Annotated in this window: 14 protein-coding genes; 5 read left to right on the top strand and 9 right to left on the bottom strand. The window is 69.7% G+C overall.

Annotated elements, in window-relative coordinates; all coding sequences use genetic code 11:
- Nucleotides 1-6: 6 nt before the first annotated feature.
- The 3 genes from xylB to LGN17_RS30595 form a co-directional block, all read right to left on the bottom strand.
- Nucleotides 7-1,488 carry a xylulokinase gene (gene xylB, locus LGN17_RS30605; RefSeq protein WP_226200776.1) on the bottom strand — a complete coding sequence of 494 codons (1,482 nt, stop codon included), beginning with the start codon at nucleotides 1,486-1,488 and terminating at the stop codon, nucleotides 7-9.
- A gap of 83 nt (nucleotides 1,489-1,571) precedes the next feature.
- Entirely contained in the window at nucleotides 1,572-2,966 is a 1,395-nt protein-coding gene (dalD, locus tag LGN17_RS30600) for a D-arabinitol 4-dehydrogenase (protein WP_226200775.1), read from the bottom strand.
- A gap of 198 nt (nucleotides 2,967-3,164) precedes the next feature.
- Complete coding sequence (locus tag LGN17_RS30595) at nucleotides 3,165-4,076, bottom strand: LysR family transcriptional regulator (protein WP_226200774.1); 912 nt, start codon at nucleotides 4,074-4,076, stop codon at nucleotides 3,165-3,167.
- A gap of 97 nt (nucleotides 4,077-4,173) precedes the next feature.
- Between LGN17_RS30595 and mdlC the strand changes: the two genes are divergently transcribed.
- From mdlC to LGN17_RS30575, 4 genes are all read left to right on the top strand, one after another.
- Nucleotides 4,174-5,781 (top strand): benzoylformate decarboxylase, encoded by a 1,608-nt coding sequence (gene mdlC / locus LGN17_RS30590; RefSeq protein ID WP_226200773.1) that lies wholly within the window; start codon nucleotides 4,174-4,176, stop codon nucleotides 5,779-5,781.
- Between the two features lie 38 nt (nucleotides 5,782-5,819).
- Nucleotides 5,820-7,271 (top strand): aldehyde dehydrogenase, encoded by a 1,452-nt coding sequence (locus LGN17_RS30585; protein WP_226200772.1) that lies wholly within the window; start codon nucleotides 5,820-5,822, stop codon nucleotides 7,269-7,271.
- Nucleotides 7,272-7,285: 14 nt separating this feature from the next.
- Nucleotides 7,286-8,230 (top strand): ketopantoate reductase family protein, encoded by a 945-nt coding sequence (locus tag LGN17_RS30580; protein WP_226200771.1) that lies wholly within the window; start codon nucleotides 7,286-7,288, stop codon nucleotides 8,228-8,230.
- 266 nt (nucleotides 8,231-8,496) lie between these two features.
- On the top strand, nucleotides 8,497-9,894 hold the full coding sequence (locus tag LGN17_RS30575) for an MFS transporter (protein ID WP_226200770.1): 1,398 nt from the start codon (nucleotides 8,497-8,499) through the stop codon (nucleotides 9,892-9,894).
- Between the two features lie 30 nt (nucleotides 9,895-9,924).
- On the opposite strand, the gene kynA is transcribed toward LGN17_RS30575, so the two are convergent.
- The 3 genes from kynA to kynB form a co-directional block, all read right to left on the bottom strand.
- Nucleotides 9,925-10,857: a tryptophan 2,3-dioxygenase gene (gene kynA / locus LGN17_RS30570; protein ID WP_175951170.1), complete on the bottom strand. Its 933-nt coding sequence runs from the start codon at nucleotides 10,855-10,857 to the stop codon at nucleotides 9,925-9,927.
- 79 nt (nucleotides 10,858-10,936) lie between these two features.
- On the bottom strand, nucleotides 10,937-12,190 hold the full coding sequence (kynU, locus tag LGN17_RS30565) for a kynureninase (RefSeq protein WP_264166124.1): 1,254 nt from the start codon (nucleotides 12,188-12,190) through the stop codon (nucleotides 10,937-10,939).
- Nucleotides 12,191-12,215: 25 nt separating this feature from the next.
- Entirely contained in the window at nucleotides 12,216-12,857 is a 642-nt protein-coding gene (gene kynB / locus LGN17_RS30560) for an arylformamidase (protein ID WP_226200769.1), read from the bottom strand.
- A gap of 130 nt (nucleotides 12,858-12,987) precedes the next feature.
- Here kynB and LGN17_RS30555 point away from each other — a divergent pair, with 130 nt between their 5' ends.
- Nucleotides 12,988-13,488: an Lrp/AsnC family transcriptional regulator gene (locus LGN17_RS30555; protein ID WP_006477992.1), complete on the top strand. Its 501-nt coding sequence runs from the start codon at nucleotides 12,988-12,990 to the stop codon at nucleotides 13,486-13,488.
- On the opposite strand, the gene LGN17_RS30550 is transcribed toward LGN17_RS30555, so the two are convergent.
- The 3 genes from LGN17_RS30550 to LGN17_RS30540 all read right to left on the bottom strand — a co-directional run bounded on the left by LGN17_RS30550 (nucleotide 13,475) and on the right by LGN17_RS30540 (nucleotide 16,363).
- The gene (locus LGN17_RS30550; protein WP_011353017.1) at nucleotides 13,475-13,984 is read right to left on the bottom strand and encodes a flavin reductase family protein; all 510 of its coding nucleotides are present in this window, start codon (nucleotides 13,982-13,984) and stop codon (nucleotides 13,475-13,477) included. The genes LGN17_RS30555 and LGN17_RS30550 overlap by 14 nt on opposite strands.
- Before the next feature lie 310 nt (nucleotides 13,985-14,294).
- Nucleotides 14,295-14,960: a hypothetical protein gene (locus LGN17_RS30545; protein WP_226200768.1), complete on the bottom strand. Its 666-nt coding sequence runs from the start codon at nucleotides 14,958-14,960 to the stop codon at nucleotides 14,295-14,297.
- Nucleotides 14,957-16,363, bottom strand: coding sequence for a selenium-binding family protein (locus tag LGN17_RS30540; protein ID WP_226200767.1), 1,407 nt, complete (start codon nucleotides 16,361-16,363; stop codon nucleotides 14,957-14,959). Before LGN17_RS30540 ends, LGN17_RS30545 begins: the two co-directional genes overlap by 4 nt.
- Between the last annotated feature and the right edge of the window lie 521 nt (nucleotides 16,364-16,884).

Genomic DNA, 16,884 nt, shown 5'->3' with positions numbered 1-16,884 from the left:
CGGCGCTTACGCGAGCCGCGCGCGCGACGGTTCGTACAGCGGGCGCACGTGACGGTACAGTGCGCGGAATGCATCGAGGCGCTCGCGCAGCGGCGCATGGCGGGCAGCATCCGGCGTGTATTCGGCGCGCACCGGCGGCTTGGTCAGCACCGTCTGCGGATCGCCGCCGACAGCCAGCCAGCCGAGCCGAGCCGCGCCGAGCGCCGCGCCGGTTTCGCCGCCGCCGTGCTGGCGCGTGCGCACGTTCAGCGCATCCGCGATCAGTTGCGCCCAGAACGCGCTGCGTGCACCGCCGCCGATCAGCGACAACTGGTCGGTTTCGACGCCGGCCGCATGCAGCGCGTCGAGACCGTCGGCGAGGCCGAGCGTCACGCCTTCGAGTACCGCGTAGCCGAGATGCGCGCGTTCGGTCGCATGCGTCATCCCGAAGAACACGCCCTGCGCATACGGATCGTTGTGCGGCGTGCGCTCGCCGGACAGGTAGGGCAGGAACAGCGGCGCCGTCGCGAGCGCGTCGGCGTCGAGCGCCTCGACTTCGGCGAGCAGCGCGGGCTCGTCGGTGCCGGTCAGCTTGCAGACCCAGCGCAGGCAGCTCGCGGCCGACAGCACGACGCTCATCAATTGCCAGCGATCGGGAATCGCATGGCAGAACGCATGCACGGCCGATGCCGGATTCGGCATGAAACGATCGCCGACCACGCTCAGCACGCCCGACGTGCCGAGCGACACGAAGCCGTCGCCGGCATGGATCGCGCCGATGCCGAGCGCGCTCGTCGCGTTGTCGCCGCCGCCGCCGGCCACCACGACGGCTTCCGAGAGCCCGAGTTCGCGGGCGATGTCCGCGCGCAGCGTGCCGGACGGCGCATTGCCTTCGACGATGCGCGGCATCTGGTCACGCGACATCCCGCACGCGGCGAGCAGCGCATCGGACCAGTCGCGGCGCGCGACGTCGAGCCACAGCGTGCCGGCCGCGTCCGACGGATCGGACACCTTCGCGCCGGTCAGCCGGAACCGCAGGTAGTCCTTCGGCATCAGCACGCAGGCGGTCGCCGCGAACACGTCGGGTTCGTGCTTCGCGACCCACAGCAGTTTCGGCGCGGTAAAGCCCGGCATCGCGAGATTGCCGGCGAGGGCGTGGAGATCGGGCGCGCGTTCGGTGAGCAGCGCGCATTCGTCGGCGCTGCGCATGTCGTTCCACAGGATCGCGGGGCGCAGCACACGGTCGTCGCGCCCGAGCAGCACGGCGCCGTGCATCTGGCCCGACAGCCCGATGCCGCGCACGGCCGCGAACGCCTGGCGGTGCCGTTCGCGCAGGGCCGCGAGCGCGGCGAGCGTGCCTTGCCACCAGTCCTCCGGATGCTGTTCGGCCCAGCGCGGATGCGGCCGCGACACGGTGAACGGCGAGCCGGCAGTGCCGACGACCGTGCCGTCCGGGGCGAGCAGCAGCACCTTCACTTCCGAGGTGCCGAGGTCGATGCCGAGATACATGAGCGATCCGTTCCGTCAGTGGGGAGTCGCTACTTTAGCCGCGCGGCCGCACCCGTGCCAAGGCAGGTTCGCCCGGATGCGGGTCAGCGTGCCGCGAGCCATGCGTCGACCCGCGCGAGCCCGGCGCGCAGCGCCTCGAACAGCGCCGCGTTGCCGGCGAGCGAGCCCCACAGCGCGCGGCTCGCGCACAGCGCGACGACCGGGTCGTCAGCCGCGACGATCGCCCGCGCGGCGCCTTCGTCCATCACGCCGTCCTGGTACGCATACGGCAACGTGCCGCGCGCCCAGCGTTCGAGAAAGCGCAGGAACAGCGCGGGCAGCACGGCGGTGGCGACCGGCGCCGCGCCGCGCGCGAACGATTCGACGAGCGTCGGCGCGATGAAGCCGGGGATCTTCGAGAAGCCGTCGGCCGCGACGCGCTGGTTCGTGTCGAGCACGTACGGGTTGCCGAAGCGTTCGAGCACAACGTCGCGGTAGCGCGCGAGATCGAGCGGGCTCGGCGTGAGGCACGGGATCACGTCCTGCGTCACGTAGTCGTGCGCGAAGCGGCGGATCGCCGCGTCGTGCGTGCCTTCGTGGATGTACGTGTGGCCCGCGAGCGTGCCGGCCCACGCGATGCAGCTGTGCGTCGCGTTGAGGATGCGGATCTTCGCTTCCTCGTATGGGTGCACGTCATCGACGAGTTCGGCGCCGGCCAGCTCCCAGCGCGGCCGGCCGGCCGCGAAGCGGTCCTCGATCACCCACTGGATGAACGATTCGCCCATCACCGGGCAAGCGTCGTCGATGCCGGTGGCGGCCAGCACGCGTTCGCGCACGTCGGCGGTCGGGCGCGGCGTAATGCGGTCGACCATCGCGCTCGGCGTGGCGACGTTCGCATCGAACCACGCGAGCAGGTCGGCCTGCCCGCGCCGGTCGAGGAATTCGCGCATCCCCGCGCGAAAGCGCGCGCCGTTGTTGCGCAGGTTGTCGCAGCTCTGCAGCGTGAGCGGGCCCGCGCCGCGCTTCACGCGTTCGGCGAGCAGCGCGGCGAGCGCGCCGTACAGCGTCGTGCGCGCGCCTTGCAGGTCGGCCGCGAGATCGGCATTCGCGATGTCGAGCCGGTTGTGTTCGTCGAGGTAGTAACCGCCTTCGGTGACGGTGAACGATACGATCCGGCAGGCCGGATCGGCGCCGGCGTCGATCAGCGCGGCGAGATCGATCGACCACGGCAGCACGCGCGTGATCGCCCGGATCGTCTCGTACGCGCGTTCGCCTTGCGGCGTGACGGTTTCGAGCGTGTAGGCGCCGTGCTGCGCGGCGAGTGCGTCTATCGTCGCGTGCATGTCGTCGCGGATGTTGCCGACGGTCAGCGACCAGCGCTCGTCGGCCGGTACGGCCGCGTTCACGCGATGCAGATACCACGCCTGGTGCGCGCGGTGAAACGAGCCCGCGCCGATGTGCAGCAGCACGGGCGTGCGGGCGGAGGGCGATGCGCTCATCCGGTGTCTCCTGTTCGTGCCTGACTGTCCTGTCGAATGCGACCGACGAATACGATCATTTGCTCTTTGTGTGAGCGAATGATCGTATTCGGGCGAGCGAAAGTCAAGGTGGGGAAACCGCATTTCGATGGTGCGCTGCGGTGGCGGCGCGGGCAGGGCGGGGAGCGCGCGACCGGGCGGTCGGTGCGCAAGGTGCCGTCAGTGTCCTTCGCGCGTCAGCACGACGAGTTCGTCGAGCAGCTTGCCGGCCGGCCCCGGCAGGATGCCGTGGCGGCGCCGGAACGCGGTGAGCGTGCGTACCGCGACGACCTCGTGCACGGGCAGCGTGTCGATCGTGCCGGCGCGCTGCTCGGCGCCGTACATCGGCTCGGCCATCCAGCTCAGGAAACCGGCATGCGCGACGAGGCTCTTCAATGTCGTGACCGAGCGCGTCTCGACCGCGATGTCGGGCAGCGCGAGCCCGTGCGCGTCGAAGGTCGCCCGCATGTGGTCGAACGGCGCGGTGCCGCGCGGCGGAATCGCCCAGCGCGCGTGCAGCGTATCGGCGAGCGTCGGCGCGCGGCCGAGCGCGCGCAGCGGATGGTGCGGCGCCGCAACGATATGGCTGCGATCTTCCCAGCGGCACTCGGGAATCGCGACGATCTCGTCGGTATCGGGCCCGTGCGCGGACAGCGCGAGATCGATCTCGTGCTTGTTCAGCCCTTCCGCGAGCCGGTCCCACACGCCTTCGATGATCTCGACGCGCAGGTTCGGCCAGCGGTCGAGCACGCGGCCCACCGCGACCGGCAGCACGAGGCTCGCGATGCTGCCCACCGTGCCGACCTTGATCGTGCCCTTCGCGAACCCGCGCATTGCGTCGAGCTCTTCGCGCGCGTGCTCGGCCTCGTGCTGCAGCAGCGTCGCGTGCGGCAGCAGCGCCTCGCCGAACGCGGTGAGCTGCACGCCCTTCGAGTGACGCTCGAACAACGGCGCACCGACCTGGTCCTCGAGCCGCTTCAGGATCCGGCTCAGCGCCGGCTGGGTCACGTGCAGCGCGTCGGCGGCGCGGCCGAGGCTGCCGCACGCGACGATCGTCGTGAAGGCGCGCAATTGTCGGAGATCGAAAGTCATGACGGAATGGTATGGCTTATCGCAAAAAATACAGTATCCGAGAATGGCTTGCGCTTCGATACTGTGGAAACCGCCAAGCCATCGAGGAGCGCCGAGCATGTCCGGCCATTCGTCCCCTTCCGCCGCACCGATCACCGTCCGCGATGCGGTGATCGACCTGCTTCGCCAGTTCGGCATCGACCGCGTGTTCGGCAATCCCGGCTCGACCGAGCTGCCGATGTTCCGCGACTTCCCGGACGATTTCCGCTACGTGCTCGGTTTGCATGAAGCCGTCGTGGTCGGGATGGCCGACGGCCATGCGCAGGCCACCGGCAACGCGGCGGTCGTCAACCTGCATTCGGCGGCGGGCGTCGGCAACGCGATGGGCAACCTCTTCACCGCATTCAAGAACCGCACGCCGCTGATCGTCACCGCGGGCCAGCAGGCGCGCGCGATCCTGCCGTTCGACCCGTTCCTCGGCGCGACGCAGGCCGCCGAGCTGCCGAAGCCGTACGTGAAGTGGAGCATCGAGCCCGCGCGCGCGCAGGACGTGCCGGCCGCGATCGCGCGTGCATACCGCATCGCGATGCAGGAGCCGCGCGGCCCGGTGTTCGTGTCGATTCCGGTCGACGACTGGGACCAGCCGGCCGAACTGCTGCCGCGCCGCGACGTCAGCAGCATCGTGCGGCCCGATCCCGATGCGCTTGCGCGGCTCGGCCACGCGCTCGACGCCGCGCGGCGTCCCGCGTTCGTGGTCGGTGCGGCCGTCGATCGCGCCGGTGCGTGGGATGAAGTCGTGCGGCTCGCCGAGCGGCACCGTGCGCGCGTGTACGCCGCGCCGATGTCGGGGCGCTGCAGTTTCCCCGAGGACCATCCGCTGTTCGCCGGCTTCCTGCCAGCGATCCGCGAGAAGATCGTCGCCCGGCTCGACGGGCACGACCTCGTGTTCGCGTTCGGCGCGCCCGCGTTCACCTATCACATCGAGGGCTTCGGCCCGCACGTGCCGCCGGGCGCGACGCTCGTGCAGCTGGTCGACGATCCGGGCGTCGCCGCGTGGACGCCGTCGGGCGATGCGGTCGTCGGCAACCTGCGGCTCGCGGCGCGCGACCTGCTCGCGCGCCCGGCGCCGCCCGAGCGGCCGATGCCCGCACCGCGGCCGCCGCGTGCGCGTGTCGAACCGCCGGCCGCCGGCGAGCGCATGCCGGTCGCGTTCGCGCTGCAGACGCTCGCCGACGTGCGCGACGCGCACGACATCGTCGTCGAGGAAGCGCCGAGCGCACGGCCCGTGATGCAGGAACACCTGCCGTTCACGCGCAGCGGCACGTTCTACACGATGGACAGCGGCGGCCTCGGCTACGGGATGCCGGCCGCCGTCGGCGTCGCGCTCGCGCAGCCGGGCCGGCACGTGATCGGGCTGATCGGCGACGGGTCGAGCCTGTATTCGATCCAAGCCTTGTGGAGCGCCGCGCAGCTGAAGCTGCCGATCACGTTCGTGATCCTGAACAACCGGCGCTACGCGGCGCTGCAGGATTTCGCGCCGGTGTTCGGCTTCGGCCCCGATGACCCCGTGCAGGGCACCGATCTGCCGAACCTGGATTTCGTCGCGCTCGCGCAAGGGATGGGCTGCCGCGGGGTGCGCGTGAGCGCTGCCGCGCATCTGCGCGACACGCTGGCCGATGCGCTGCGTGCGGCGACGCCGGTCGTCGTCGAAGTCGAGATTGCCTGAATTACGTGATGCGCAACGCGCGTCCCTCCGGAGACTCCATGCAAACCGTATCGATGCTGATCGGCGGCGAACGCCGTCACTCGTCCGGCGGCGCGACCTTCGTGCGCCGCAACCCGCTTGATGGCGCAGTCGCGTCCGAAGCGCCCGCCTGCACCGTCGACGATGCGCGTGCGGCGGCCGACGCGGCCGCCCGCGCGTTTCCCGACTGGGCCGCGCTCGGTCCCGGTGCCCGCCGCGCGCTGCTGCTGAAGGCGGCCGCCGCACTCGAAGCGAAGCACGAGCAGTTCGTCGCCGCGATGGCGGCCGAGACGGGCGCCTCCGCGCTGTGGGCCGGCTTCAACGTGCATCTTGCCGCGAGCGGGCTCGTCGAGGCCGCGTCGCTGACCACGCAGGTCGGCGGCGAGCTGATTCCGTCCGACGTGCCGGGCTCGCTCGCGATGGGCGTGCGGCAACCGGCAGGCGTCGTGCTCGGCATCGCGCCGTGGAACGCGCCGGTGATCCTCGCGACGCGCGCGCTCGCGCTGCCGCTCGCGTGCGGCAACACGGTCGTCCTGAAGGGTTCGGAGCTGTGCCCCGTCACGCACGGGCTGATCGTCGAGGCGCTGCAGGAAGCCGGGCTGCCGCCGGGCGTCGTCAATTTCGTGACGAACGCGCCCGAGGACGCGGGCGCCATCGTCGATGCGTTGATCGCGCATCCGGCCGTGCGCCGCGTGAATTTCACGGGTTCGACGCGTGTCGGCAGGATCATCGCCGAAGCCTGCGCACGTCATCTGAAACCGGCGGTGCTGGAACTCGGCGGCAAGGCGCCGTTCGTCGTGCTCGACGATGCCGATCTCGATGCGGCGGTCGCGGCCGCCGCGTTCGGCGCATTCGCCAATTCCGGGCAGATCTGCATGTCGACCGAACGCATCGTCGTCGACGCATCGATCGCCGATGCGTTCGTCGCGAAGCTCGCCGACAAGGCCGCGTCGCTGCCGCTCGGTGATCCGCGACAAGGGCCCGTCGTGCTCGGGTCGCTGATCGACATGAAGGCCGTCGAGCGCTGCAATGCGCTGATCGACGATGCGCTCGCGCACGGCGCGACGCTCGTGTGCGGCGGGAAGGCCGACAGCACGCTGTACCCGGCCACGCTGCTCGACCATGTGACGCCGGCGATGCGCGTCTATGCGGAAGAATCGTTCGGCCCGGTGAAGGGCATCGTGCGCGTCGATGGCGAGGAGGCGGCGATCCGTTGCGCGAACGACAACGCGTTCGGGCTGTCGTCGGCCGTCTTCAGCCGCGACGTCGCGCGTGCGCTGCGCGTCGCGGGGCGCATCGAGTCGGGCATCTGCCACGTGAACGGTCCGACCGTGCACGACGAGGCGCAGATGCCGTTCGGCGGCGTGAAGGAAAGCGGTTTCGGCCACTTCGGCGGCAAGGCCGGCATCGCGGCGTTCACGGACCTGCGCTGGATCACCGTGCAGACCGCACCGCGCCACTATCCGTTCTGACGAGGCCGCCGACCATGAGGATTGCGATTCTGGGCGCCGGCGCGATGGGCTCGCTGTTCGGCGGGCTGCTCGCCGAAAGCGGTGAGGCCGTCACGCTGATCGACGTGAACGACGCGCACCTCGATGCGATTCGCCGCGACGGGCTGCGCATCGACGACGATCGTGGTGAACGGCGCGTCCATACGTTGCAGGCCGTGCGGCCGGAAACCGCGCAAGCGGATGCGGCCGCATCGTCCGATACGCCATTCGACCTGCTGATCGTTTTCACGAAGTCGCTGCATACGCGCACCGCGCTCGACGGCGTGCGCGCGCTGCTGACGCCGCACACGCACGTGCTCACGTTGCAGAACGGGCTCGGCAACGTGGAGACGCTGAATGCGTTCATGCCGCTCGAACGCATCCTGGTTGGCGTGACGACGTGGCCCGCCGACGCCGTGGGGCCTGCACACGTACGCTCGCACGGTGCGGGCACGATCCGCATGATGACGGCCGACGGCGCGGCGCGCCCGTTCGCGACGGCCGTGGCCGATACGCTGTCGCGCGCGGGGCTCGCGTGCACGCTGGATGCCGACGTGTGGGCCGCGATCTGGGAGAAGGTCGCGTTCAACGCGGCGCTCAACACGCTGTGCGCGGTGACGGGCTGCATGGTCGACCAGCTCGGCAATCATCACGACGGGCCGCGGCTCGCGCTCGCGATTGCGGCCGAGGTGGCCGCCGTCGCCCGCGCGAAGGGCATCGCGGTCGACGGCGAACGCATCGCGCGCAATGTCGAGCATGCGATCCGCGCGCATCGCGGTCATCGCCCGTCGATGCTGCAGGACGTGCTCGCGGGCCGCCGCACGGAAATCGACGCGATCAGCGGCAAGGTCGTCGCGGCCGCGCGCGAAGCGGGCGTGGCGGTGCCGCATGTGGAAACGCTGCTCGCGCTGGTCCGGCTGATCGACGCGCGGATGAACTGAGCATCAGGCCGGCGGCGCTGCGTGCGCCGCACGACGATACGAGTGCGTCGCGCGCAGGCGACGGCACCGGATCGGGACGGGTTGGACGAGACACCGGGGCCGGCGCCGTTGCGTCGACACCGGCCGCCTGCGCAGCACGGGATCCGGGCACGCGCCACCGCGCCAGCCCGGGCCACTGGAGACGCCATGAAAGCCATCGAATGCCGTTGTCTTGCCGCGCGCCGTTCGCGCACGTTGCCGCCTCGGCGCGGCGAACGGGAGGCCGCATGAGCACGCGCGACGGAGTTCAGTCGCCGTCCGTCGACATCGGCGCGACGCTCGACGACGGGCCGTTTACGGCGATGCAGCGTGGCGTGGTGCTGCTCGCCGCGCTCGCGATCGTGCTCGACGGCTTCGACGGCCAGCTGATCGGCTTCGCGATTCCGGTGCTGATCCGCGAATGGGGCATCACGCGTGGCGCGTTCGCGCCTGCCGTTGCGGCGGGGCTGATCGGGATGGGCATCGGCAGCGCGTGCGCGGGGATCGTTGCGGACCGCTTCGGCCGCCGCCAGGCCGTGATCGGCAGCGTGTTCCTGTTCGGCATCGCGACCTGCGCGATCGGCTTCGCACCGGACGTCACGGCGATCGCGGTGCTGCGCTTCGTCGCGGGGCTCGGGATCGGCGGTGCATTGCCGACGGCCACGACAATGACAGCCGAATACACGCCCGCGCGGCGTCGCACGATGATGGTGACCGCGACGATCGTCTGCGTGCCGCTCGGCGGGATGCTGGCCGGCCTGTTCGCGCACGAGGTGCTGCCGCGCTACGGCTGGCGCGGGTTGTTCTTCGCGGGCGGCGCGTTGCCGCTCGTGCTCGGTTTCGTGCTCGTGCGTGCGTTGCCCGAATCGCCGCGCTATCTCGCGCGGCGCCCCGCGCGCTGGCCGGAGCTCGGCGCGCTGCTTGCGCGGATGGAGCGGCCGGTCGCACCGGGCACCGCCTTTACCGACATGAGGGACGCGCGCGCGGCAGGCGGGCGCGGCGGCTTCGGTGCGCTGTTCGCGAGCGGTCAGGCGCGCGACACGATCGCGCTGTGGTGCGCCTTCTTCATGTGCCTGCTCGCCGTGTATGCGGCGTTCAGCTGGCTGCCGACGATGCTGGCGGCGAGCGGGCTGAGCGTGTCGGTCGCCGGTACGGGCCTCACCGCGTACAACCTCGGCGGCGTGATCGGCGCGCTGTTGTGCGCGTGGACGATCGCGCATGCCGGGTCGCGCTGGCCGCTCGTGCTGTGCAGTATCGGCGGCGCGGCGAGTGCGGTGTGGCTGATGGGTGTCGATGCCGGCCGCCACACGGGCTGGCTGATCGTCGGGCTCGGCCTGCACGGGTTGTTCGTCAATGCGGTGCAGTCGACGATGTATGCGCTCTGTGCGTACATCTATCCGACAGCCGTGCGCGCGACGGGGACGGCCAGCGCGCTCGCGTTCGGGCGGCTCGGCGCGATCTTCAGCGCGTTCGCGGGCGCGCTCGTGATCACCACGGGCGGCGCCACGGCCTATCTGACGATGCTGGCGATCGCGATGGGGATTGTTTGTGTCGCGCTGCTCGTCGTGCGACGGCACATCCCGCGACTGTCGCGCGCGGCCGTGCAGCCGCGCGAAGGGGAGGAGCTGGCCCGCACGTCGCCGTGACGGCGCGCGGGCCCGGGGGCGTTTCGTGCGTTACAGCGTGGTGCGCACGTGCCAGAGCTCCGGGAACAGCACGACGTCGAGCATCTTGCGCAGGTACGGCGCGCCGCTGGTGCCGCCCGTGCCCTGCTTGAAGCCGATGATGCGCTCGACGGTCGTCACGTGACGGAAGCGCCACTGACGGAACGCATCCTCGAGATCGACCAGTTCCTCGGCCATCTCATAGAGCTCCCAATGCTGCTGCGGGTGACGGTACACCTCGAGCCACGCGGCCTCGACCGTTTCGTCATGCCGGGTCGGCTGGGTCCAGTCGCGTTCGAGCCGCTCCGCCGCGATCGGGAAGCCGCGCCGTGCGAGCAGGCGCACGACTTCGTCGTAGAACGACGGCGCCTCGAGCGTTGCGCGCACCTGTTCGAGGAGGTCGGGCCGGTGCGCATGCGGTTGCAGCATCTGCACGTTCTTGTTGCCGAGCAGGAATTCGAGCTGCCGGTACTGGTACGACTGGAAGCCCGACGACTGCCCGAGATAGGGCCGCATCGCCGAATATTCGGACGGCGTCATCGTCGACAGTACGTTCCACGCCTGCACGAGCTGCTCGAGAATCCGCGACACGCGCGCGAGCATCTTGAACGCGGGCGGCAGCGCGTCGGTGCGTACCGCGTCGAGGGCGCCGCGCAGCTCGAACAGCGCAAGCTTCATCCACAGCTCGCTCGTCTGATGCTGGATGATGAACAGCATCTCGTTGTGATCGGGCGACAGCGGGTGCTGCGCGTCGAGGATCGAATTCAGCGACAGGTAGTCGCCGTAGCTCATCGACTTCGAGAAATCGAGCTGCGCGTTGTGCCAGCCGGCGTCGCCCGGCACGTGCGACGCTTCGTGCGCGGCCTGGGCCGCGGGTGCCGGATGCGCGGCGCGTGCGCCCGAGAACGGGCAGCCCGCCGGCGCGTCGTCGCCGGGTGGCTGCATATGACCAGAATTCACGACTCTCTCCAGATTTGAATGACGGGGGCGCGGCGCGCGTCATGCGTGCGCCGCGCGAAGCGGGTCAGGTCACCGCGCCGCGTTCGGCGAACTCGGGCGCCTTCCACGCGCCGGTGGCGAGGATGTCGCGCAGCGTCTCGACGGCATCCCACACGTCGGCGAAGCGCGTGTAGAGCGGCGTGAAGCCGAAGCGCAGCACGTACGGCTCGCGGTAGTCGCCGATCACGCCGCGCGCGATCAGCGCCTGCATCACCTCGTAGCCGTGCGGATGCTCGAAGCTCGCCTGCGAGCCGCGCTGGTGATGCGCGCGCGGCGTGACGAGCTTCAGCGACAGGCCCGCGCAGCGTGCTTCGACCAGCGCGATGAACGTGTCGGTCAGCGCGAGCGACTTGCGGCGGATCGCGTGCATGTCGGTCTGCAGGAACACGTCGAGCCCGCATTCGACCATCGACATCGACACGATCGGCTGCGTGCCGCACAGGAAGCGCGCGATGCCCGGATCGGGCGCGAAGCCCGGCTGCATCGCGAACGGTGCGCGGTGGCCCCACCAGCCGGACAGCGGCTGCGAGAAGTGCGCGTGATGGCGCTGCGGCACCCACACGAAGGCGGGCGAGCCGGGGCCGCCGTTCAGGTACTTGTACGTGCAGCCGACCGCGCCGTCCGCGCGTGCGCCGTTCAGGTCGACCGGCACCGCGCCGGCCGAGTGCGCGAGATCCCACAGCATGAGCCCGCCCGCGTCGTGCACGAGCTGCGTGACCGCCGCCATGTCGTGCATGTAGCCGGTGCGGTAGTTCACGTGCGTGATCATCGCGACGGCCGTGTCCGCGCCGAGCGCGCCGGGCAGGTCGGCCGGATCGTCGATCAGGCGCAGTTCGTAGTCGCCGCCGAGCTGTTCGATCAGCCCCTGCGCGATATACAGGTCGGTCGGGAAGTTCGAGCGTTCCGACACGATCACGCGGCGCTCGGGCGCGCGCTCGGCCTGGTGGCGCACCATCGCCGACAGCAGCTTGAACAGGTTGATCGAGATCGTATCGGTCACGACCGTTTCGCCGGGCGCGCCGCCGATCAGCGTGGCGAGCTTGTCGCCGAGACGGCGCGGCAGCGCGAACCAGCCGGCCGTGTTCCAGCTGCGGATCAGGCCTTCGCCCCATTCGGCGCCGATTACCTGCTGCGCGCGGGCGGCCGATGCGCGCGGCTGCGCGCCGAGCGAGTTGCCGTCGAGGTAGATCACGCCGTCGGGCAGGGAGAACTGGTCGCGCAGCGGGGCGAGCGGGTCGTCGCGGTCGAGCGCGAGCGCGTCTTCACGGGTCTTGATCATGATGTGGGGTCGTCAGTCGGGGTAATCAGGCGGCACGCGCGGGCAGCGCGCGCAGCACCGCGCGCACGGGGCTCGCGTCGAGCGTCGCGAACTTCAGCGGCAGTGCGATCAGTTCGTAGTCGCCGGGCGGCACGTCGTCGAGCACGATGCCTTCGAGTATCGCCATCCGGTGCGCGCGCACGCGGTGATGCGCATCCATCGTCTTCGATTCCTGCGGGTCGAGCGACGGCGTGTCGATGCCGATCAGCTTCACGCCGTGCGCGGCGAGCAGGTCGATCGTTTCAGGCGCGACCGCGCAGAAGCCGGGGTCCCATTGCGTGACCGGCGCTTGCGCACAGGTGCGCAGCAGCACGCGCGGCGGCACGCCGTCGAGCGCGGCCGCAACGTCGGCCGGCTGCACGACGGGCGATGCGCCGATGCAATGGATCACGCGGCACGGGCCGAGGTAAGTATCGAGCGGCACGGCGCCGATCGGCGCGCCGTCGGCGTCGTAGTGCAGCGGCGCGTCGCAGTGCGCGCCCGTGTGCGGCGACAGCGTCAGGCGTGCGACGTTGACCGGCGAGCCGGCCTCCATCCGCCACACGCGTTCGACGGAAACCGGCGTATCGCCCGGCCACACGGGGGTGGCGGGGCTGACAGGCGGCGAGATGTCCCAGAGAGTGTCCATGGCATGACGAATCGGTGAATCGATGCTTCGAATGATAGGTGGACGCTCGCAGAAAGTGCTTGCGAAATAAACATGGACAATCCGCCGGATTGGCAGATAATTCGACTCAGAGGGAAAACGGGGACCAAAAATGCACGCGATCACGCTCGATGCCACCGACTGCCGGATTCTGGCGGTACTGCAGGAAGAGGGCAGAATCAGCAATCTCGATTTGGCGGAACGGATTTCGCTTTCGCCATCCGCCTGTCTGCGCCGCATGCGCCTGCTCGAGGAACAGGGCGTGATCGAGCACTATCGCGCGTGCCTGAGCCGCGAAAAGCTCGGCTTCGAGCTCGAGGCGTTCGTTCAGGTGTCGATGCGCAACGAAGAAAATCAATGGCACGAGCGCTTCGCGGAAGCGCTGCGCGAATGGCCGGAGGTCGTCGGCGCGTTCGTCGTGACGGGCGAGAGCCACTATCTGCTGCGCGTGCTCGCGCACAACCTCAAGCACTATTCGGATTTCGTGCTGAACCGGCTCTACAAGGCGCCGGGCGTAATGGACATCCGTTCGAACATCGTGCTGCAGACGCTGAAGGATGAAGCCGGCGCGCCGGTCGGGCTGGCGCGCACGGGGGCAATCAAAGCGGTGTAAGGCCGTGGAAGCCGCCGCCGTGGAACACGAGCGGCGGTGCCGTGTCCGATACCGCGCGCACGCCGCAGCGCTCCACTTCGCCGACGAAGATCACGTGGTCGCCTTCATCGTAGCGGCTGCGATTGTGGCACTCGAACCAGGCGAGTGCGCCGTCGAGCACGGGCATCCCCGAGTTGCCGGCCGCATGCGCGATGCCTTCGAAGCGGTCGCCCTTGTAGGTCGAGAAGCGCTTGCACAGGTCGAGCTGCGATGCTGCGAGCACGTTCACCACGTAATGGCTGTTGCCGCGGAACACCGGCGTCGACGCCGATTTGTGCGCGAGGCTCCACAGCACGAGCGGCGGATCGAGCGAGACCGAGTTGAACGAGCTGGCGGTGATGCCGATCAGTTGCCCCGACGGCGCGCGCGTCGTGATCACCGTCACGCCCGTCGCGAACTGGCCGAGTGCCTGGCGGAAGGCGGCGGCGTCGAAATCCGGCGGGTTGGCGTGGCTCATCGGGCGGCCATCCGGAACGAAACGGGCGGGCGCGGCGCGACGCGGGTGGGGCGGGCACGGCGGACGAAAGGCGACAAGGCGGTCGGTTGGGAAGGGGTGCGCATGGCCCGATTTTAGCGGAATCGGCGCCGCCGGGCCCAGCCGGACGGCGCATCGCGGGGATAGCGTGACGTAGCGAACACTGCGGTGCGATGCCGGGTTCCCGATGGCGCGTGGTCGGCAAGGCCGCTCTGTCGCGTTCTTGCGCGGTGCGGTCGGCTCGTCCGCCTGCCGATCCGCCGCTCCGCCACGCGTGCCATTGACGCCCCCGCTAGCGCGCCGCCGCCAGTCCGAGCGACAACGCCCCCGTCACGATCAGGCTCGACGCCCACACCGCATCGAGATTGAACCAGCTCCGCGACACGAACTTCAGCCCGAGATAGCGGTACACGAGCCAGGCGAGCCCGCCGCCGGCGCCGATCATCGCGATGGCATGCACGGCCGCGACGACGAGCGCCATCCCGAGATGCGCATCGACGAGCGTGGCCGCCGCCCGGTGGCCGACGTCCTGGTCGAGCCCGCACAACCCCAGGTAGATCGGCACCAGCATCAGCCCCGCGCCATGCGCGATCGCGACCGCGAACGACCACAGGCCGAGCCGCGCGGGCGGAATCCGCGCGAGCGCCCGCGGATGCCGGCGCCGGATCAGCAGCACGGCGCCGAAGCCGATCACGAGCGCGCTCGCGCCGATCCGGATCGCCGTTTGCCACGCGAGCAGCGCGGCGAGCAACCCGAACGGCAGCATCACCGCGAAGACCGCGAGCGCATGGCCGAGCGCGAGATAGCCGAGCGCCGCGACGAGTGCGCCGCCGCGGCGCGTCATCAGTGCGTTCGACACCGCAAGCGGCCAGCCCATCGCGGGGTTGAGCCCGTGATAGATGCCGCTCGCGAGCACGGCCGCCCACAGTGCGAGCTGGGCGTGAAGGCCGGCGTTCAACGCTTGACCGACGGATAGCAGAAAGAATCGGTCGAGCAGTCGCCGCCTTCGAGCCGGATCTGGTGCGCGCGATAGCCGTCGGGGAACTCGACCCAGTAATCGTCGGCGAGCGTCAGCCCACCTTCCGGTCCCACATGCGCGAGCACCTGCGCGCCCGGCACGCCGTCCGGATAGAACTGGTCGTCCCACGTCGAATACAGCGAGTTGGTCCAGTACACGCGCTTCCCGTCGCGGCTGATCTCGACCATCTGCGGGCCGCCCGCGAACCTGCGGCCGTTCGAGTGCGGCGCACGGCGCGCGATGCCGCCGATTCGTACCGACCCCGCGAGCACCGGGTGGTGCGGGTCCGACACGTCGTACTGGCGCATCTCGCCGGTGCCCCAGCACGACACGTAGAGGAAGCGGTCGTCGAGCGACAGGTCGATGTCGGTCACGAGCGGCGGCACCGCGCCGAAGGATTTCAGCAGCGGCGGTAGTTCATCGGCCGCGGCCGGCTCGGCCGGGATCGTCGCCGTCTTCTTCACATGGAACTTGCCGCCTTCGCGCCACCAGGTCCAGATCGAGCCTTCGAGATTCGTCGTGTCGACCACGACGCCGACGAAGCCGTATTCGCGCGCCGGGTCGTGCGCGGGCCGCACCTCGAGCGCCATCTGGTGCTGCGCGCCGAGATCGATCGTCTGCACGTTGCGCCGCGCGCGCAGGTCCCAGAAATGCAGCCGGTGCCCGTATTTGTTCGCGAGCAGGTCCTCGGGCACGATCCCGTTCTCGAATTGCGGCGGCAGCGCCCATTCGCTCGACACCATGTAGTCGCGCGGCAGGTTCCACCAGAAGTCGTAGTGCTTGTCCTGCGGGCCGCGATCGATCTCCCAGCGGCCGAGCACGTCGAAGGTTTCGCAATCCATGATGAAGATGCCGGGTGCGCCGTCGGTGCCGTCCTTGCCCGCGCCGCCGAGCGTGCTCACGTAGATGCCCTCCGGCCCGCAGTGAACCGTGTGCGGCCGCGAATAGCCGGTCTTCGAGAAGATTTCGTCGGGCTCGATGATCTTGTGGATGCGCGCCTGCGTCGGGTGCGGCTTCGTATCGATCACGTAGATGCGCGACGAGCGCAGGCCGGGGATGATCAGGAAGCGGCGCTCGAGGAACGCATGGCCGGTCAACGGCGACAGCGACGACGAGCACGCATTCCAGCCGAAGTGGTGAAACTCGTCGCCGGTGTTCGGCATCGTCACCGTGTGCACGATCTTTCCGTAGGTCGACGAGCCGGGCTTCACGTCGATCACGGCGAGCGCGTCGGGTCTGGAAAAATCGGGGCTCAGCAACAACGTATAGGCGAACGCTTCCGGCGGTGCCTGCATCGCAAGTTCCGGCGAAGCGTGAAACGTCGGGTCAGGCCGCATGCTCATGGTGATGCCCTCTCGATGGTGTCGGATCGTGGTCGCACGGCCGTTCGTTGCGGACGTGCGGGTCGGGGTTGCCGCGCGGCGCAAGACACGCCGGCGGGAGCGATCGGCAGGCGGAGGCACGCGTCGGTGCGCATGCGACGCCGTGCATCAGATCGTGAAAGCGGATAAAGACTGTGCGCCGGATCGCCGCCCGCGAGGCGGGACGGATGCATGCCAAGGAGGTGGCGTGGTCGAAGCGGCGGCCTGCGACGCGGCAATGGCCGCGCGAGTGATGCGGGTGATGTCTGTTAAGGCATGCATATCGATGTTCCGGCAGATGATGTTTGCATCAGGGTCGGGCATGCATCGGGCGCTTTGCGCGAGACGGCGGGTTGGCCGCCGCGCTCGCGCGTGCCTAAAAATCTCTAACAAAATGAGTGTTCGGGGGCTGTTAACCCGCCGCGCGTTTTGTTAACCTCTTCGTTGTTTCGCTGACGAGGAGGCCATGGCCAAACCGATACTCGATGACGAACTGTGGTCAC

The organism is Burkholderia sp. AU30280, from assembly GCF_020420125.1.
Taxonomy (GTDB): Bacteria; Pseudomonadota; Gammaproteobacteria; order Burkholderiales; family Burkholderiaceae; genus Burkholderia.
The sequence above is the reverse complement of the archived record's forward strand: the minus strand, read 5'-3'. Positions and strand labels throughout refer to the sequence as shown.